The organism is Vibrio salinus (assembly GCF_021272385.1).
In the GTDB taxonomy this organism is placed as follows: domain Bacteria; phylum Pseudomonadota; class Gammaproteobacteria; order Enterobacterales; family Vibrionaceae; genus Vibrio; species Vibrio salinus.
Genome location: NZ_JAJSDZ010000010.1, coordinates 1,354,884 through 1,370,849 on the forward strand (window position 1 = coordinate 1,354,884; position 15,966 = coordinate 1,370,849).

The 15,966-nt window shown below is 41.6% G+C and carries 14 protein-coding genes; 8 read left to right on the top strand and 6 right to left on the bottom strand.

Going from position 1 to position 15,966, the window contains the following annotated elements; genetic code table 11:
- Positions 1–67: 67 nt before the first annotated feature.
- Both LRQ06_RS19665 and LRQ06_RS19670 read left to right on the top strand, forming a co-directional pair.
- Positions 68–1,777 (top strand): GGDEF domain-containing phosphodiesterase, encoded by a 1,710-nt coding sequence (locus LRQ06_RS19665; protein ID WP_232768741.1) that lies wholly within the window; start codon positions 68–70, stop codon positions 1,775–1,777.
- Positions 1,778–1,880: 103 nt separating this feature from the next.
- A complete protein-coding gene (locus LRQ06_RS19670; protein ID WP_232768742.1) occupies positions 1,881–3,131 on the top strand; it encodes a GGDEF domain-containing protein in 1,251 nt (416 codons plus the stop codon).
- Here the strand turns inward: LRQ06_RS19670 and gcvT are convergent.
- Together gcvT and LRQ06_RS19680 are read right to left on the bottom strand one after the other, a co-directional pair.
- Positions 3,128–4,261: a glycine cleavage system aminomethyltransferase GcvT gene (gene gcvT / locus LRQ06_RS19675; protein WP_373054843.1), complete on the bottom strand. Its 1,134-nt coding sequence runs from the start codon at positions 4,259–4,261 to the stop codon at positions 3,128–3,130. The two genes, LRQ06_RS19670 and gcvT, sit on opposite strands and share 4 nt — an antisense overlap.
- A gap of 192 nt (positions 4,262–4,453) precedes the next feature.
- Positions 4,454–5,077 carry a helix-turn-helix domain-containing protein gene (locus LRQ06_RS19680; RefSeq protein ID WP_232768743.1) on the bottom strand — a complete coding sequence of 208 codons (624 nt, stop codon included), beginning with the start codon at positions 5,075–5,077 and terminating at the stop codon, positions 4,454–4,456.
- A 195-nt stretch (positions 5,078–5,272) separates the two neighbouring features.
- On the opposite strand from LRQ06_RS19680, the gene gcvH reads away from it, so the two are divergent.
- Both gcvH and gcvP read left to right on the top strand, forming a co-directional pair.
- Entirely contained in the window at positions 5,273–5,653 is a 381-nt protein-coding gene (gcvH, locus tag LRQ06_RS19685; protein WP_232768744.1) for a glycine cleavage system protein GcvH, read from the top strand.
- 33 nt (positions 5,654–5,686) lie between these two features.
- Positions 5,687–8,554 (top strand): aminomethyl-transferring glycine dehydrogenase, encoded by a 2,868-nt coding sequence (gene gcvP / locus LRQ06_RS19690; protein ID WP_232768745.1) that lies wholly within the window; start codon positions 5,687–5,689, stop codon positions 8,552–8,554.
- A 140-nt stretch (positions 8,555–8,694) separates the two neighbouring features.
- On the opposite strand, the gene LRQ06_RS19695 is transcribed toward gcvP, so the two are convergent.
- The gene (locus LRQ06_RS19695) at positions 8,695–10,446 is read right to left on the bottom strand and encodes a methyl-accepting chemotaxis protein (protein ID WP_232768746.1); all 1,752 of its coding nucleotides are present in this window, start codon (positions 10,444–10,446) and stop codon (positions 8,695–8,697) included.
- A gap of 117 nt (positions 10,447–10,563) precedes the next feature.
- Positions 10,564–11,523: a TRAP transporter substrate-binding protein gene (locus LRQ06_RS19700; RefSeq protein ID WP_232768747.1), complete on the bottom strand. Its 960-nt coding sequence runs from the start codon at positions 11,521–11,523 to the stop codon at positions 10,564–10,566.
- A gap of 321 nt (positions 11,524–11,844) precedes the next feature.
- On the opposite strand from LRQ06_RS19700, the gene LRQ06_RS19705 reads away from it, so the two are divergent.
- Genes LRQ06_RS19705 through LRQ06_RS19715 form a run of 3 tightly spaced genes read left to right on the top strand, consistent with a single transcriptional unit; the run spans position 11,845 to position 13,254 of the window.
- Positions 11,845–12,147, top strand: a complete 303-nt coding sequence (locus tag LRQ06_RS19705; RefSeq protein WP_232768748.1) for an antibiotic biosynthesis monooxygenase family protein — start codon at positions 11,845–11,847, stop codon at positions 12,145–12,147.
- Positions 12,148–12,160: 13 nt separating this feature from the next.
- Positions 12,161–12,550, top strand: a complete 390-nt coding sequence (locus LRQ06_RS19710) for an amino acid-binding protein (RefSeq protein ID WP_232768749.1) — start codon at positions 12,161–12,163, stop codon at positions 12,548–12,550.
- A 53-nt stretch (positions 12,551–12,603) separates the two neighbouring features.
- Complete coding sequence (locus tag LRQ06_RS19715) at positions 12,604–13,254, top strand: ArsR/SmtB family transcription factor (protein WP_232768750.1); 651 nt, start codon at positions 12,604–12,606, stop codon at positions 13,252–13,254.
- Positions 13,255–13,327: 73 nt separating this feature from the next.
- Here the strand turns inward: LRQ06_RS19715 and LRQ06_RS19720 are convergent, their stop codons facing one another.
- Together LRQ06_RS19720 and LRQ06_RS19725 are read right to left on the bottom strand one after the other, a co-directional pair.
- Positions 13,328–14,260, bottom strand: coding sequence for an FAD:protein FMN transferase (locus LRQ06_RS19720; protein WP_232768751.1), 933 nt, complete (start codon positions 14,258–14,260; stop codon positions 13,328–13,330).
- A gap of 18 nt (positions 14,261–14,278) precedes the next feature.
- On the bottom strand, positions 14,279–15,208 hold the full coding sequence (locus LRQ06_RS19725; protein WP_232768752.1) for a LysR family transcriptional regulator: 930 nt from the start codon (positions 15,206–15,208) through the stop codon (positions 14,279–14,281).
- A 148-nt stretch (positions 15,209–15,356) separates the two neighbouring features.
- On the opposite strand from LRQ06_RS19725, the gene crdA reads away from it, so the two are divergent.
- Positions 15,357–15,965, top strand: a complete 609-nt coding sequence (gene crdA / locus LRQ06_RS19730; RefSeq protein WP_232768753.1) for an NADPH-dependent FMN reductase — start codon at positions 15,357–15,359, stop codon at positions 15,963–15,965.
- Position 15,966 lies beyond the last annotated feature (1 nt).

The following is a 15,966-nucleotide window of genomic DNA, read 5'->3' on the forward strand; positions in this document are numbered from 1 at the left end:
ATCTGAGTCAGTTAATCGAATTTTAAAAATCTAAAAATATTCTATTAACGTAAGCATAGCGATCATTATGACCCACGGTAATATAAGACATTTAAAACTTATCAATTCCGAGCGAAATGCGTACTCGTTAAAGAGTCATAAGTTCCGTTTGCTCCATATCTTTAATACCTGTCTGGAAGGGTCTTATCACATAGACTATTCCGGCAACGTCACTCTGTATAACAATGAATTTTATAAGCAGCTAGGATTTACAACCTGTAATATAAAACTGAATGATTGGTATCAGAGAGTTCATCTTGACGATATTAGCCGCATACAAATCCGGGTAGATTTGAGCCAACTGGAAGTCGGCCAGAAACTAACGAACCATTACCGGATTCTGACATCCGCTAATGAATATGTATGGATTGAAAATAGATCTATTTGTCTTTCTGAAAACGGTGAAAAATTTGTTGTTGGCTCTCATCGGGATATTTCTGACAAGAAAAAACTTGAGTCTTACCTGAATAATACGGCTTTCTATGATTCTTTTTCCGGTTTATTTAATCTTCGGAAACTTTTTGCTGACATTGATTCATTAAAAACAAACAATACCGAATTTAATACTGTCTACTTAAAAGTTGGTAATATACACTCAACGCCAGATGAACTGAGTAACGGCCTAGCTAACGACATTGTAAATAACCTAAAAATAGCTTCATCTGCATTTTCAGCGTATTCTTCCGTGCTTTACCGAGTTAATGCCAGCGACTATGTCATTCTATTAAATCAGGCGGTTTCTATTGCGCCTGTTGTTAAAGCCTGTCTGGAAGCTTCTTCGGAATATTCTGAGCTAATGTACGCGCAGGGTCATCTGCTCGCTAATAAGCTCAGCTTTGGTATTTACCCTCAGTCAACAGAAAATCTGGACAGTAACGAAATTGTTAGTCTTGCTTCCCGCACCTGTATGTACGCTGAAGAATCGACCTCAACCCATATAGAGGTATACCACGGCAGCACACAAAACAGGATTGATCGGTTTTTCTATATTGAAAATGACCTGAAAACAGTTCTCCGGGACAGAAAACTATCGGTGAAATTTCACCCAATAATATGCTCAAAAACCGGAGAGGTGAAAAGTTTTGAAGCTCTCGCCCGCTGGAAGTCTGAGCAATTCGGTCATATATTCCCGGATGAATTCATTCCGGTGGCAGAGAAGAAAGGGCTGATTGTTGAACTAGGTTATCTGGTATATGAAAAGGCCTGTTCTTTTATTAAACAATACAATGATAAAAACCAAACCAATGTGAACATTAATATTAATGTTTCTGTTTTACAGCTTTTAAACACCCGCTTTCCTGACAACATAAGAAAAATCACCTCTCAACTGGGTATTTCCCCTTCCAATGTGGTATTGGAGATGACAGAAACTTTCCTTCTGGATAGAAACAAAAACGCCAGAAACCAACTTAAGTTACTAAAAAACATGGGTTTTTCTCTTTCCCTGGATGATTTTGGTGCCGGATTCAGTTCTATCAACAGTTTCTTTGATTTTTCCTTTAATCAAATAAAAATTGATAAAACATTTGCAACAAAAACGATGTCTGATGAAGACTCAAGTAAATATCTGGAGTTTTTAATACAGCTTTGCAAAACCAAAAAAATCAGCGTTGTCATTGAAGGAATTGAAGACAGTATCATGTTGAATAAGTTTACAAATATGCAGGCGGACCTGCTACAGGGCTACTGGTTTACTAAACCTCTCTCTATTGTTAGTGCCACCTTTTACAATCCTTAAAACTTCTTGATTATCTTCTCAATACTGAGTGGTAGTTCATAAAACCGTCACATCAGTGTAATAGCATATTCCTTTATTGTTTCACCCAGCCGATAGATGAATAATGCTCACATATCCGACCAAAGTCAGTTCTTCATCGTCCAATATGGAGCTTAAGTGTCTAGCCATTACACTTGCCATCATCTTCTTTTTTAATACTCCGGTCAGTTATATAAAAAACGATCAGCTAAAAGATTATCAACAACAATTGTTACTCAGGTCTGAAATTATTTCAGAAAAAATACGACTCATTAACAGCCTGATAAAACATCATTCTGATTATGGATTCAGCGTATTTAATAAAGGTTTTAAAGAGAATTTTAATTATATAAAATCAATTGAGTATAAACCAAGCTATCAAATATCGCACAAATGCGGCTCTCATTTTCCTTCCACTGTAAAAACCAATACGTTATTTGATCCGAATACCGATGAATTCCGAATATATCAACCAATATGCCACCAATCTAAAACCATAAGACAGCTATATATTAATCTGGACCTGAAGGCTCTATGTGATTTTTCCACACCAAACTTAATCCTTCTGAATGCTGACAGCTATATATACAACACCTCCAGCTCAAATATTTATCCCGGCCATAAACTAAGCGAAATTTATCCAAAGATCTGGAATGAAATATCGGTCATGGATAAGCCAAATAATACCTTTTCAATAAAAGACACCACAGTTATCGTCCATAAATTATCATTTATATCGGACCAACCTGTATTTGTTTTGCACATCATCGATGACTCGGATCTTATTCCGCCTTATTTCTACATCATCATTTTTATGTTTGGTATAACAGCCGGTGTTACCTATTACTTATATTTATTAAGAAAAGAAAAAATGGCATTGAGTAAGATAACTTACACCGACCAGTTATCCGGCCTGAATAACCGTCACTATCTCAGTAAAATAAAAAACAGAATCACTACCGACGGAAATTATTATCTCTGCATATTAGACATCGACCACTTTAAGAAAGTAAACGATAAATACGGGCATGATATCGGCGACCAGGTTATCCGACGGGTTGCTACTGTAATAAAAAGTAAAATACGGTTTTCAGATTATGCCATTCGATTCGGCGGGGAAGAATTTCTCGTCATTTTGAAAACGAATTCAAAAGAAGATGCCGCCAATATTATTGAACGAATTCGGGCAGGGGTTGAACAATTAGCCCAACAGCCCTCCGTATCAATTTCCGGCGGGCTTTGTTGTCTCAATCAACCAATGGAAAGTACCATCAAGTGCGCAGACGCCCAACTTTATAAGGCCAAAGAAAGTGGGCGTAACCTGATCGTATGTTAACCACGGTAATAGCGCTGAGGGACAAACGGCATTTTTTCAACCTGCATCGGTAACCTCTTACCACGCACTTCTGCAAAAATTTCGGTTCCCAGCGCGGCAAAATCCGAATCAAGGTATCCCATCGAAACCGGTTTACCTATCGTAGGTCCGACAGTGCCACTGGTAACCACCCCGATGAGTTCCCCATCCGAGCTAAATAATTCCGCCCCTTCACGGACAGGCGCTTTTGTTGTCCCGATCAGGCCGACCCGCTTACGGGCCACAGATTTTGTCTCTATCTGTTCCAGAATAACCGAGTGGCCGGGGAACCCTCCGGCTCGCTCTCCTCCATTGCGCCGGACAGGACTGATTGCCCACAGTAAACTGGCTTCAACCGGGGTTGTTGTCGGATCCAAATCATGACCGTACAGACACAAACCACATTCCAGACGAAGCGAATCACGGGCTCCCAACCCAATCCATTCCACTTCATCAAACTCTGTCAGTCTGGTCGCCAGCCATGTCGCTTTACTCTCAGGGACAGAAATTTCATATCCATCCTCACCGGTATAACCACTCCGGCTGATAATGCATTCCACATCCTCAACGGTAGCTCTTATGACATCCATAAAGACCATGTCTGACACGTCAGGAATCAAAGCACTCAAAACACGGCAGGCTTCAGGGCCCTGCAATGCCAGTAATGCACGATCGCTTAATTCTTCAAGGATTAAATTATCCGGTAAACAGGCGCGGAGATGGCAGATATCCTGCTCTTTGCACGCGGCATTCACCACAATGAAATAGCTTTCGCCCAGATTCGTAATCATCAGATCATCTAAAATACCGCCATTTTCATTAGTAAAAAGCGCATATTTTTGCTTTCCGGCAGGCAAACCAAGTACATCGACAGGGACAAGACTTTCTAGAAATGAAGCGGCACCGTCACCGGTGAGTAATAGCTGCCCCATGTGAGACACATCGAAAAGTCCGGCCGAATTTCTGGTATGAAGGTGCTCTTTTTTTACACCTAACTTATACTGAACAGGCATTTCATAACCTGCAAAAGGTACCATTTTGGCTCCCGCAGAAATATGAAGGTCATAAAAAGGGGTTTTCTGTAATGCGCCCTGCTCTGTCAAATCAGCCATGGGTTTTCTCCGTAAAATCATAAATTGAATGGGTTATTTTTATGTGTCCCTTAAGTTTCCAATAATAAACAAAAGTTCAAAAATAACCAACCATTAACAAAATTTAGTGCCTAAAATGATGAAACAAAGCCAGAAGTGATGAAAATACATGCAGATAAAGAGAAAAAAGAATCCCTTGTTTCTTAAAGTAAACTACTTAGCCGTCACCCATAAAATCACTGCATCGTCTTCACTGGAGGAAACTAACATATGCCCCATGGTTGCATCATAGTAAACACTGTCACCTTCCCGCATACTCACCGGCTCATAAAACTCGGTGTAAAACATAATTTCACCGGATAACACCAGAAGGAATTCCTCCCCGTCATGGCGTACCCAATCGGAATACTCGTCGAACTGACGGGCATGAACCGTCGTTTTGAAAGGCATCATCTTCTTATTTGATAACTGAGTTGCCAGCAATTCATGTTCATACGTTGATGTAGGGTGAGGTTTCCCCTGACCATTGCGGGTAATATCACGACGACCGGCAGCCGTAATTTTCTTAGGTGGTTCAAACAGTTGTGGCATATCAATCTGCAATCCCCCCGCCAGTTTCTGCATCGCCTGAAATGTTGGGGAAATTTGTTCATTTTCAATTTTACTCAATGTTGAACGGGCCAGCCCGGTTTTATGGCTCGCTTCTTCCAGCGTCAGCCCCAGATTGGTCCGGATCTCTTTAATCCGTTCTCCCAGTTTTAACGGCTCGATACGCTTTTCGTTTGTTTCCTGCGCCAGCAATAACGAAGGATACTCATCCAACATCTCATTTCGCATACATCGTTTTCCTGTTTTTTCAAAAGAATTACCCGCATTGTGGCATGAATTTTCCGGTCAAGAAACACACCCATGCCAGAAATCATCATAGCCAAGCAATAAAAAAGTTTCCTATAAGAAATTTTAATTGAATGTTGAGTAAAGAATCGCTATGTTATCACTTTGTTGCTTTCTTTTTTTTACGGAGATTTCCAGATGGACATGACACTCAAATTTACGGACAGCCATGAATGGGTAAAAGATAATGGCGATGGCACCGCGACAATCGGTATTTCAGAACATGCACAGGAAATGCTTGGTGATGTTGTGTTTGTAGAACTGCCTGAGGTTGGAGAAAACGTAGACGCCGGAGAAAATTTCTCTTTGGTTGAGTCCGTCAAAGCCGCCTCCGATATTTATGCCCCGATTTCAGGGGAAATCATCGAAGTGAATGACGAGCTGGCAGACAGCCCCGAGCTCATTAACGAAGAGCCTTACGATACCGGCTGGATAGCAAAAATCAAAATCTCAGATGCCAGTCAGCTGGACGGCTTAAAAGACGCAGAAGCCTATCTGAGTTCCATCGAAGATGAATAATTGATAACCTCAACGTTGTATAGGTAAGGAAACATGACTTCACTGCTGCAAACGCTCGATTCCGGTTCTGAGTTCGTCACCCGCCACAATGGCCTGAATGATTCAGAACATGCCGCGATGTTAAGTGCGCTCGGCGTTAACTCCATTGATACACTGATTGAACAAACTATTCCGGAATCCATCCGGCTTAAAAATCCGTTAGACCTTAATCCTCCATTAAATGAAACAGCAGCGTTAACAAAGTTAAAAGCCTATGCGGAGCAAAATAAAATTTACCGCAGCTATATTGGACAAGGCTATTACAACACCCACACGCCCAGCGTTATTTTAAGAAATGTATTGGAAAATCCGGGCTGGTATACTGCCTACACGCCTTATCAGCCGGAAATCTCTCAGGGACGCCTTGAAGCATTGCTTCATTTCCAGCAGATGATCATCGACCTGACCGGTCTTGATATCGCAAACGCCTCACTTCTGGATGAAGCCACCGCAGCGGCGGAAGCCATGGCGCTCAGTAAACGAAGCAGCAAAAACAAAAGCAATCTTTATTTTGTCTCCGATGCCCTGCATCCGCAAACCATTGGCGTGATAAAAACCCGGGCAGAGTTTCTCGGATACCATGTCATTGTGGCCCCGGTCGAAACATTGGATGACCACGACGTATTCGGCGCGTTATTACAATACCCCGGCACCACCGGAGAAATCCGGGATCTGACCGATATCATCTCAGCCGCACAGGCCAAAAAGACCGTCGTGACCGTTGCCACCGATCTTCTGGCTTCGGTATTACTCAAACCCGTCGGTGAAATGGGTGCGGATGTTGCCATCGGCTCGGCACAGCGTTTTGGTGTCCCTCTTGGCTTTGGCGGGCCACATGCTGCCTTTATGGCCACCCGCGATAAACTGAAAAGAAGCATGCCCGGCCGGGTGATCGGTGTCTCGGTAGACGCGAAAGGAAATCAGGCACTTCGCATGGCAATGCAAACAAGAGAGCAACATATCCGCCGGGAAAAAGCGACTTCGAATATTTGTACGGCTCAGGCATTACTTGCCAATATGGCGGCCTTTTACGCAATCTATCACGGGCCAGACGGACTGAAAAAAATAGCCCGCCGGGTTCACCACCTGACGACCATTCTTGCCAAAGGGCTCGTCAGTCAGGGCTACGAATTAAAACACGCCTATTTCTTTGATACCATCACGGTCAATACCGGTGAGCAAACCGACAGCCTGTACCACAGGGCACAGCAAATGGGCTGCAATCTGAGGAAATTCCCGGATGCTCTGGGCATCAGTTTGGACGAAACCACCACCATTGAAGACGTTACCCGTCTGTTTAGTCTGTTTGGCATCGACGATGATATCGAGACTTTATCCGCTGATATTGCACCAAACGAGTTTTCTGCGATTCCTGAAAGCTGCCGCCGGACGTCACCTTTTCTGACGCATCCGACCTTCAGCGCTTATCGCAGCGAAACCAAAATGATGCGGTATCTGAAAAAACTGGAAAATAAAGATTTTTCTCTGACCCATGGGATGATACCTCTGGGCAGTTGCACCATGAAACTGAACGCGGCCACGGAAATGATGCCGGTCAGTTGGCCTGAATTCAGTCAGATTCATCCTTTCGCCCCGACGGAGCAAACGCTTGGGTATCAGGCACTGGCGTCTGAACTCAGCAATCAGCTTTGCGCCATTACCGGATACGACGCCTTCTCACTGCAACCAAATTCCGGAGCTTCCGGTGAATACGCCGGGCTGCTTGCCATTCAGCGTTATCATCAAAGTAACAATGAATCGCACCGCAACATCTGCCTGATTCCTAGCTCAGCACACGGGACGAACCCGGCCAGTGCCTCAATGGCGTCACTGAAAGTAGTCGTCGTAAATTGTGACTCGGTGGGTAACATTGATATCGGTCACCTGACGTCACTTATCGAAAAACACCGCGATCATTTATCCTGCATGATGATTACCTATCCGTCGACGCACGGTGTGTATGAAGAACAGGTCCGCGAAGTCTGTGACATGGTGCATGCTGCCGGTGGTATGGTGTATCTGGATGGTGCCAATATGAATGCTCAGGTTGGCTTAACCAACCCGGGATTTATCGGCTCCGATGTCTCGCACCTTAATCTGCATAAAACCTTCTGCATCCCTCACGGAGGCGGTGGCCCCGGCGTCGGCCCCATCGGTGTGAAATCTCATCTGGCTCCATTTTTACCTGGACACTGTGAAAACGGAGAACATGGTTCAGACTATGCAGTCTCTGCTGCAAACTGGGGAAGCGCGTCTATTTTACCCATATCCTGGGCCTACATCTCAATGATGGGCGCTCAGGGGCTGAAGCAGGCAACCCAAACGGCCATATTGAATGCCAACTACATCACCAGCCGTCTGAGCAACGACTATCCGGTTCTTTACAAAGGAACGCATGATCGCGTCGCTCACGAATGCATCATTGATATCCGGCCGTTAAAAGAAGCGACCGGGATATCAGAGGAAGATATTGCCAAGCGCCTGATGGATTATGGTTTTCATGCCCCGACGATGTCATTCCCTGTTGCAGGAACGCTGATGATTGAGCCCACGGAGTCGGAAGACAAACAGGAGATTGATCGTTTCTGTGATGCCATGATAGCCATCCGCAGAGAGATTGAAAAAGTCAAAAATGGTGAATGGTCTTTACAGGATAATCCGCTGGTCAATGCCCCGCACACACAGGCAGATTTAATGTCCGCTGAGTGGGAACACGATTATTCCAGAGAGCTGGCCTGTTTTCCGTCTGACCATACCCGTCAGGCAAAATACTGGCCAACGGTCAACCGCGTGGATAACGTATACGGAGACCGCCACTTAGTTTGTACCTGTCCTGATATTAACGAATACCGGGATGAATAGAGATTAAAGCGGATTAAGTTATCCGAATGATATATGGGAAAGGTGAACCCCACTTTTTGTGGGGTTTATTTTCATAAGCGACCGGAGGTCGCGTTTGTTGTAAAGCGAAATTTTGTCAGTCAGTCCTAAAAGTGCAAAGGCTAGGCTAGTTTAAATTTATCAACAAGCTGCACTAACGATTTATTTAATTTATTCAATTGTTCAGTTCCTGATGTTATTAATTCACCATTTTCACTCAATGTATTTACCACACTTTGTATTGAATTCATATTCTTACTCATTTCATCCGAAACCTGACTTTGTTCCTTGGCTGACGTAGCAATGTGTGCAGACAAGTCATTAATGGACAGCATTGATTCGGTCATTCCTACGATCGACGATTCAACTTGGCTTGTATTTTCAGAAGTAATCGTTCCATAGCTTTGAGTTTGCTTCACTTTCTCGGCTACCTCATTACAGGCTTTATTTAGAGAAGTTAACATCTCTGAGATTTCTTCGGTACTTTTCTGAGTTCTAGAAGCCAAAGAACGGACTTCATCAGCAACTACAGCAAAACCACGACCAGATTCCCCAGCCCTTGCGGCCTCAATAGCAGCGTTTAAAGCAAGTAAATTAGTCTGTTCTGCAATGCCTTCTATTACCCCAAGAACACCCGTAATATCAATAGTAACTTGTTCCATTTTCTCCGTTGATCTATGGGTATAATTTAAATTTTCAACAAGCTGCTCAACATTTAGAAGTGATTTTTGAACCAACTCTCTGGAGTAATTACCAGCATCGGTAGCTGCCTGAATCTGCTTAGCTGTATCCGAAGCACTATTCGAAACCAACTCAGAACTCGAACTTTGTTCTTCCATGGCAGTAACAATCAGGTCTGTTTCTAATTTATGAGAGTTAAGCAACTCCTCATTAGAATGAGTTCTTCCTCTAAAACTCTGAACCTCATGATCAATGCTTTCTGTTATGTCTAATATACCAAGCATTTGTTGCTGTAATTGCTGAATAAACTTATTGATACTCTCAGATATCACACCAAGATCATCTTTTGAATTCACAACCAGACGCTGAGTTAAATCACCTTGCCCACTGGCTAGTTCCTGTACTAGTTTTCGTAGTGACTTTATTGGTGAATATGCAACATTAATGAGTAAGATAGTGACAGGAAAAATAATGATTGCACTGCAAAGTAGAGCAATAGTAATTGAGTGATTCAGTTGGTTCGTACTTTCTGTAATCACTTCGTCATCCACAAACCCTTTCAAGTTCCATTCATGACCAACCACATTAAAAAATTCTTCAAACGTTGTCCCCTTTTTATCAGGGGGAATCCCATTAAAAATAGAGCTCTGGCCATTATCAATTAAAGAGAAATACATACCATTTTTCTGATTTTTTTCTAACAATGTCTTTAAACTGGTTAAGTCAGCAAAGAACAAATTTCCCTGATTCTCCCCTTTAGGCACGACTATGGTTAGGATAGGTGCCTTATCCTGAAAATACACATTATCCACAAAAACTTTGCCATTCGCCTGTTTAATAAGATTTTTATAGCGTTTAATTAACTCTTTGTCTTCTATCCACCCATTCACTCCCATCGCAATATCATCTTGAATTTTAACCACCTGATGAAAGCCAGTTTGCTGTGCAGCTTGCTTAACTTGTGTTAGTGAAAAATTGGTCGACTTAGCAATTATTATCTTTGCATTCACTTCCTGGCTTGTAATCTTTTTCACCAAGTTTATCTCACTAGATACCTGAGAGGAGAGCGTATCTTTGACATAGTAACTAATAAAATAATTAGCACTGATATTCGCAGTAATGATGGTTACACCAATAATCATCAAAACTAGAGAAAGTAACTTGAACTTAAAAGAAAGCGACTTCATTTCCATCCCCCCAAAGTTAAACTGCGTCCCAAAATTGACTGTCAATGAACCAGGTCTCTTGGCTACTCACTGAAAAATAAATAAAAAGGCCTCTATATAGATAAAGGCCCTCTTCTATTCACATTACTGATTCTGAATATTTTTTAGCAGTTCTTCCTGACCGGGATGTTCAGTTATAAATTTCTCATATACAGGCTTAACCGCTTCCTGAAATGCAGGAATATCACTTTCCGTAAATTTAACTCCGGATGCTTTTAACTTTTCAACTGCAGAACCAACAAATTTGCTCCAATTATCTTCCTGTACTTTAACCATCTCTTGGGCAATTTTACGAATTTCACTTTGGTCAGATTCCGGAATGGTATCCCATATTTTTGTTGATACGACTAAAACATCTGGCACAGAACTATGTTTATCGAAAGAATAATATTTTTTTACTTCGTAATGCCTAGAAGAGAAAAATGAAGGAATATTATTTTCTGCACCATCTACAAGCCCAGAGTGCAGTGCATCGTAGAGTTCACTATATGCGATCGGAATTGGCACTGCCCCTAACGCGCTCACCATATCTTTAGGTAACGAAGAATTTTGAACTCTTATTTTCAACCCTTTTAAGTCAGCCGGTTTTACTATTGGCTTATCGGTATAAAAGCTCCTTGATCCCGCATCTAAAAACGCTAATCCAATGAAACCTTTATCGTTTGTCTCTGCTAAGAGTTTTTTGCCGATTGGTCCTTGGAGAACTTGACTATAATGAGCCTTATCTTTGAAAAGATAAGGCAATGCTAAAACTTTGTAATCATCTGAATAGTTCGTAATGAGAGATGCTCCAACCTTTGTGACGGCAATACTTCCATCTTGAAGAGCTTTAAGCAGGGCGGTTTCATTCCCTAATTTCCCATCAGAAAAAACCTTTACTTCCATCCCTGTGCGTTTATCTACTTCAGAAGCGAACCAATCTATCGATTGACTAACCGGGTGCCCCGCAGGTAGTTCATGTGCCACAATTAATGGAGCAGCGTAAGATTTTGCCACAACAAGCATGAAACAGATATTGACACAAAGCACTAAGAGTTTTTTCATAACATCACCTATTCAATCAATATTATATTTTGGAATGATAAGTTATCCCAATTAATTAATAGCAGATAAGTATGTAATTGCATCTCAAAACCGAAATTTAATATATTCACTATAAAAATCGTCTCTCATATGATAGGTGCAGTGATGTAACTAAAACGTAGTCACTATCAACATAAAATGGGCAAACCGTGTTGCTGTGGGCAAACTCCCTTCCCTGAATAAAAATCATACAACAACCATATTTCGGTCATCAACGAAGTATCTCTTTTCCAAATAGCTATAGTACCTGCAACAATTAAGTGACATAGGATAGGGAAAGAAATGATAGCTGTATTATTTGAGGCAATGGCAGTTGCCGAAAAGAAAGACCGGTATTTCCAGTTAGCGGAACAATTAAAACCACTACTCAGTGATATTGATGGTTTTATATCAATTGAACGCTTCCAAAGCACAACGAATCCAGACAAATTTATATCGCTATCTTGGTGGAACAATGAAGAAGCGATCAAGCATTGGAAAAAAAATGTGCAGCATAAGCTTGCTCAGAACGAAGGAAAATCTTCTATTTTTTCTTGGTACAAGATTAATGTTTTAACCTCAACCCGCGAATATAGCTCACAATAAAAAGGGATAAAAAATGCAAGATATACACATAATTTTAAAAAATGACCCCGGAGAATTAGCCCGCGTTGGGGAGATACTAGGTAAAAATAGAATCGGGCTGGAAGGTGGTGGCGTATTTACTGTTAATAATCAATGCCATGCTCATTTTTTGGTTGAAGATGGTGAGAAAGCCAGATTTTTTCTGACTCAGAACGGGATTGAAGTAAAAAGCGTCGTATCTCCACTCATAAGAAAATTAAAACAGGAACAGCCGGGAGAGCTAGGCACAATTGCCAAAGCACTGGCTGATAAAGGAGTAAATATCATAGTTCAATATAGTGATCATGATAACCGATTGATACTGGTAACAGATAACGATACATTGGCTGACGATGCAACGACTGATTGGGCTATCCAGATTTGAACAAGAAAAACATAACGCCCATAGAATCAACAACCTTTAGTCAGGAAACGGATATGGCGGCCTTGGCGGCAGCCATGTCAGACGCTTCCCGAATGAAAATCTTATGCGCATTAATGGATGGAAAAGCCTGGACAGCAACGGAGCTAAGTGTGGTAGCAGATATTGCTGCGTCAACAACCAGCTCTCACCTATCCCGCCTGTTAAAAGCCAATCTGGTGACCTGTTTATCTCAGGGCCGACATAGATATTTTCGCCTTTACAGTAACAACATCGCTTCATTACTTGAAAATATGATGGGCATTACTTTTCAAATAAATAATCCCTCCCGCTCGAAAGTGCCGGCAGAACTACTAAAAGCAAGAACATGTTATGACCATTTGGCTGGCGAAATCGCAGTTAAATTGTATGACTTCCTTGTGGAAAATAATTGGATTCAGCAGGATGGAAGTGATCTTACTGTACAAGGGCATGAAAAGTTCTTGCTGTTAGGTATCAATTTAGATGAAAAAACCAGACGAAAAAAATGCTGTCCGTGCTTAGATTGGAGCGAAAGAAAGTTCCACGTTGGCGGTTACTTAGGGGCATCACTACTGAATTTTTTTGAAAGTAATTACTGGATAGAAAGAGTCTCTGGATACCGAGAAGTGATTATTACAAGTAAAGGTAAAAAGGAACTTCACCGGCATTTCTTCATTGATAAATAGCTATTAGCCAGGAATATCGCGTGTGGATTGCTACGCATTAGCGTATATATTGAACATGTCAATCCGAGAAAACCTAAGCCATCGTTATTTTATTCCTGAGGTTTGGCGTGCTGGCGAACTGCCCATCAAGGGTAATAACAATTGCTTCCATACCCTTTATGTTATTGACTGTTTCTAAAATAATTCTCGGATCCAGTCCAAAGAGTTTGGTGGTGTAGATATCACAATCCAGTGATTTATCAGAGATAATCGTCAATGATGCCACATTGTTTTCGACAGGATAACCACTGTGACTATCAAAAATATGGTGGTACTTGTTTCCATTGTGCTCAAAAGTTCTTTCGTAAATACCGGAAGTGACGACTGACTGATTTCTTATCTTAACCTTAGCAACACAGTTTCCTCTTGGCAGAAAAGGATTTTGTATCCCTACATCCCAATACTGCCCGTTTTTAGGGGATTCGCCATAAACCAGCAGATTACCACCAATATCAATCATGGCAGAAAGGGAATCTTTCCCTTTGAAAAAACTCATGATTTTATCACTGAAGTAGCCTTTCGCTATAGCGCCCAGATCGATTTCAAGCCCGTCTTTGGCAAAAAATACCGAGCTTTGCTCATCATTCAAGACAATGTCAGATGGATTAAGCCTCTCTAAAACCGATTGAACTTCTTCTTTAGTTGGAACCTGAGCATCTTTAAAACCAATTCGCCAAAGCTTAATCAAAGGGCCAATGGCAATGTTTAATAAACTATTGGGGTCAAGACTATGCTCCTTTCCTATCTTGATTAATTCATACAATTCCCGAGCCACGACAACGGGTTTTCTCGCTGCGGTTGTTTTCAATAAAGACAACGGAGACTGATCATTATTGGCACTAAAGACCTGCTCATAATGTCTTAACATTTCACAAGCCTCAGACAAACACTTATCCGCCTGATCGCCCTTAAAATAAAGACGGATTCTGGTCCCCATCAGGTCGAGTACTTTATTACATTCCGTCATGGTTTTTCCTTAAAAGTATCAGTAATGGGCCGTGTCTTTATAACGAAGGAACGAATCAAGCAGTCCTGTATCCGGCACTGAGAGTTCCCTGTTACCCAGATGGGCAATAAAATAATCGATGTTTAACCGGTCCACAGGCAGAATATAGATGTTGTACTTCGATGGGCAAGATTCTAACGGCAGACTTTCAGGGACAAACGTGACCCCCATATTCGCCATTGCAAGATGTTTTACTGTGGCGATTTCACTGCTTTCAATCACAATATCGGGCTTTATCTTATAAATACTTAATAAGTGATCGACCTGCATTCGGATCGCAGAGCCTTTAGACGTTAAAACAAGCTTTTGTCGTAATAAATCCTCTATCGCTATAGAGTCTGGTTCAATAATGGCAGTCTCTTCCTGATACAACTCACAGGATTTAGGTATAACGGCATAATACCGGTGCTTTCCCCAGGATACCGCCAGAAGATTGGGAGCAAGATTACTTGAGTTCTGCCCAACCCAGAAATCGATCTCCCCATTCATAAGACGCTTCTCATTGTTTTCGGGGATATCTTCCACCAGCTCTATCTGACATTCGGGAAAGAGAGACAAAAATTTGGGTAAAAAAAGTGGTATCAAATAAGTACCTATACTGGGCAAAATACCAATTTTTATGGTCTGTTTATTCATATCCGTTATCGCAGTAATTTTTCTGCGCATATTGGAATAAACCGTCTCAAGGGAACCAAGATAATCATAGTAAACCTTGCCCTGCTCTGTTAAACGATAGGGCAGCTCGCTTCGGTTTATGATTTGACAATCCAGCTCATTTTCAATCCGTTTAATCACCTGAGTTAAATATGGTTGAGAAATATAAAGGGAGTCTGCAGCCTTACTGTAATTACTGAATTTTAACAAAGCATCGATGTAAAATAATGTGTTTTGATTACGATACTTAGACATACCCACCCCCTCTTCAACTCAATGATACCGGGACTATAACAAATTACTTATCAAGTATGAATAACCAGCTATTAGATAGCTTTTGAATACTGTGGTAAAACAATACCCAGATAGTAATTATGGTTTTATAAGATAGGAACGGTCTGATATGAACTACTTAGCCATTGTGGGCACCAACTCAAAGGTGTCAACAAATCGTATGTTATTGCAATTCATGAAGGAGCACTTCAAAGAAGAAGCTCAGATAGAACTCTTTGAAATCAAAGACCTTCCCGTTTTTTACGAAGCAGATGAAGATCAGGTTCCTCAGGAAGTCGAAGCGCTTTCCGGAAAAATCCGTCAGGCAGATGGTGTGATTATTGCGACACCGGAGTACGATCACACGATTACGGCATCCTTAAAAAGTGTATTGGAATGGATCAGCTATACCAGTCAGGCATTGACTGATAAACCCGTCCTGATTGTCGGTGCTTCTCACGGCTCTCTGGGTTCTTCACGTGCTCAGGCTCATCTTCGTCAAATTCTCGATTCCCCTGAATTAGCAGCCCGTATTATGCCAAGCAGTGAATTTCTGTTAGGAAGATCACAAGCAGCGTTTAATGCCGGAGGCACTCTGGTCTATGAAGACAAAGTAGAAGAGCTCGATGAGATTTTTAGAGAATTTGTTCTGTTTACAGATCTTATTACAAAACTGTTATCAGAAAAGTCTGTAATCAAAAAAGCGAAAAAATTCGCCTGGCAAACTCAGGAGGCATAAG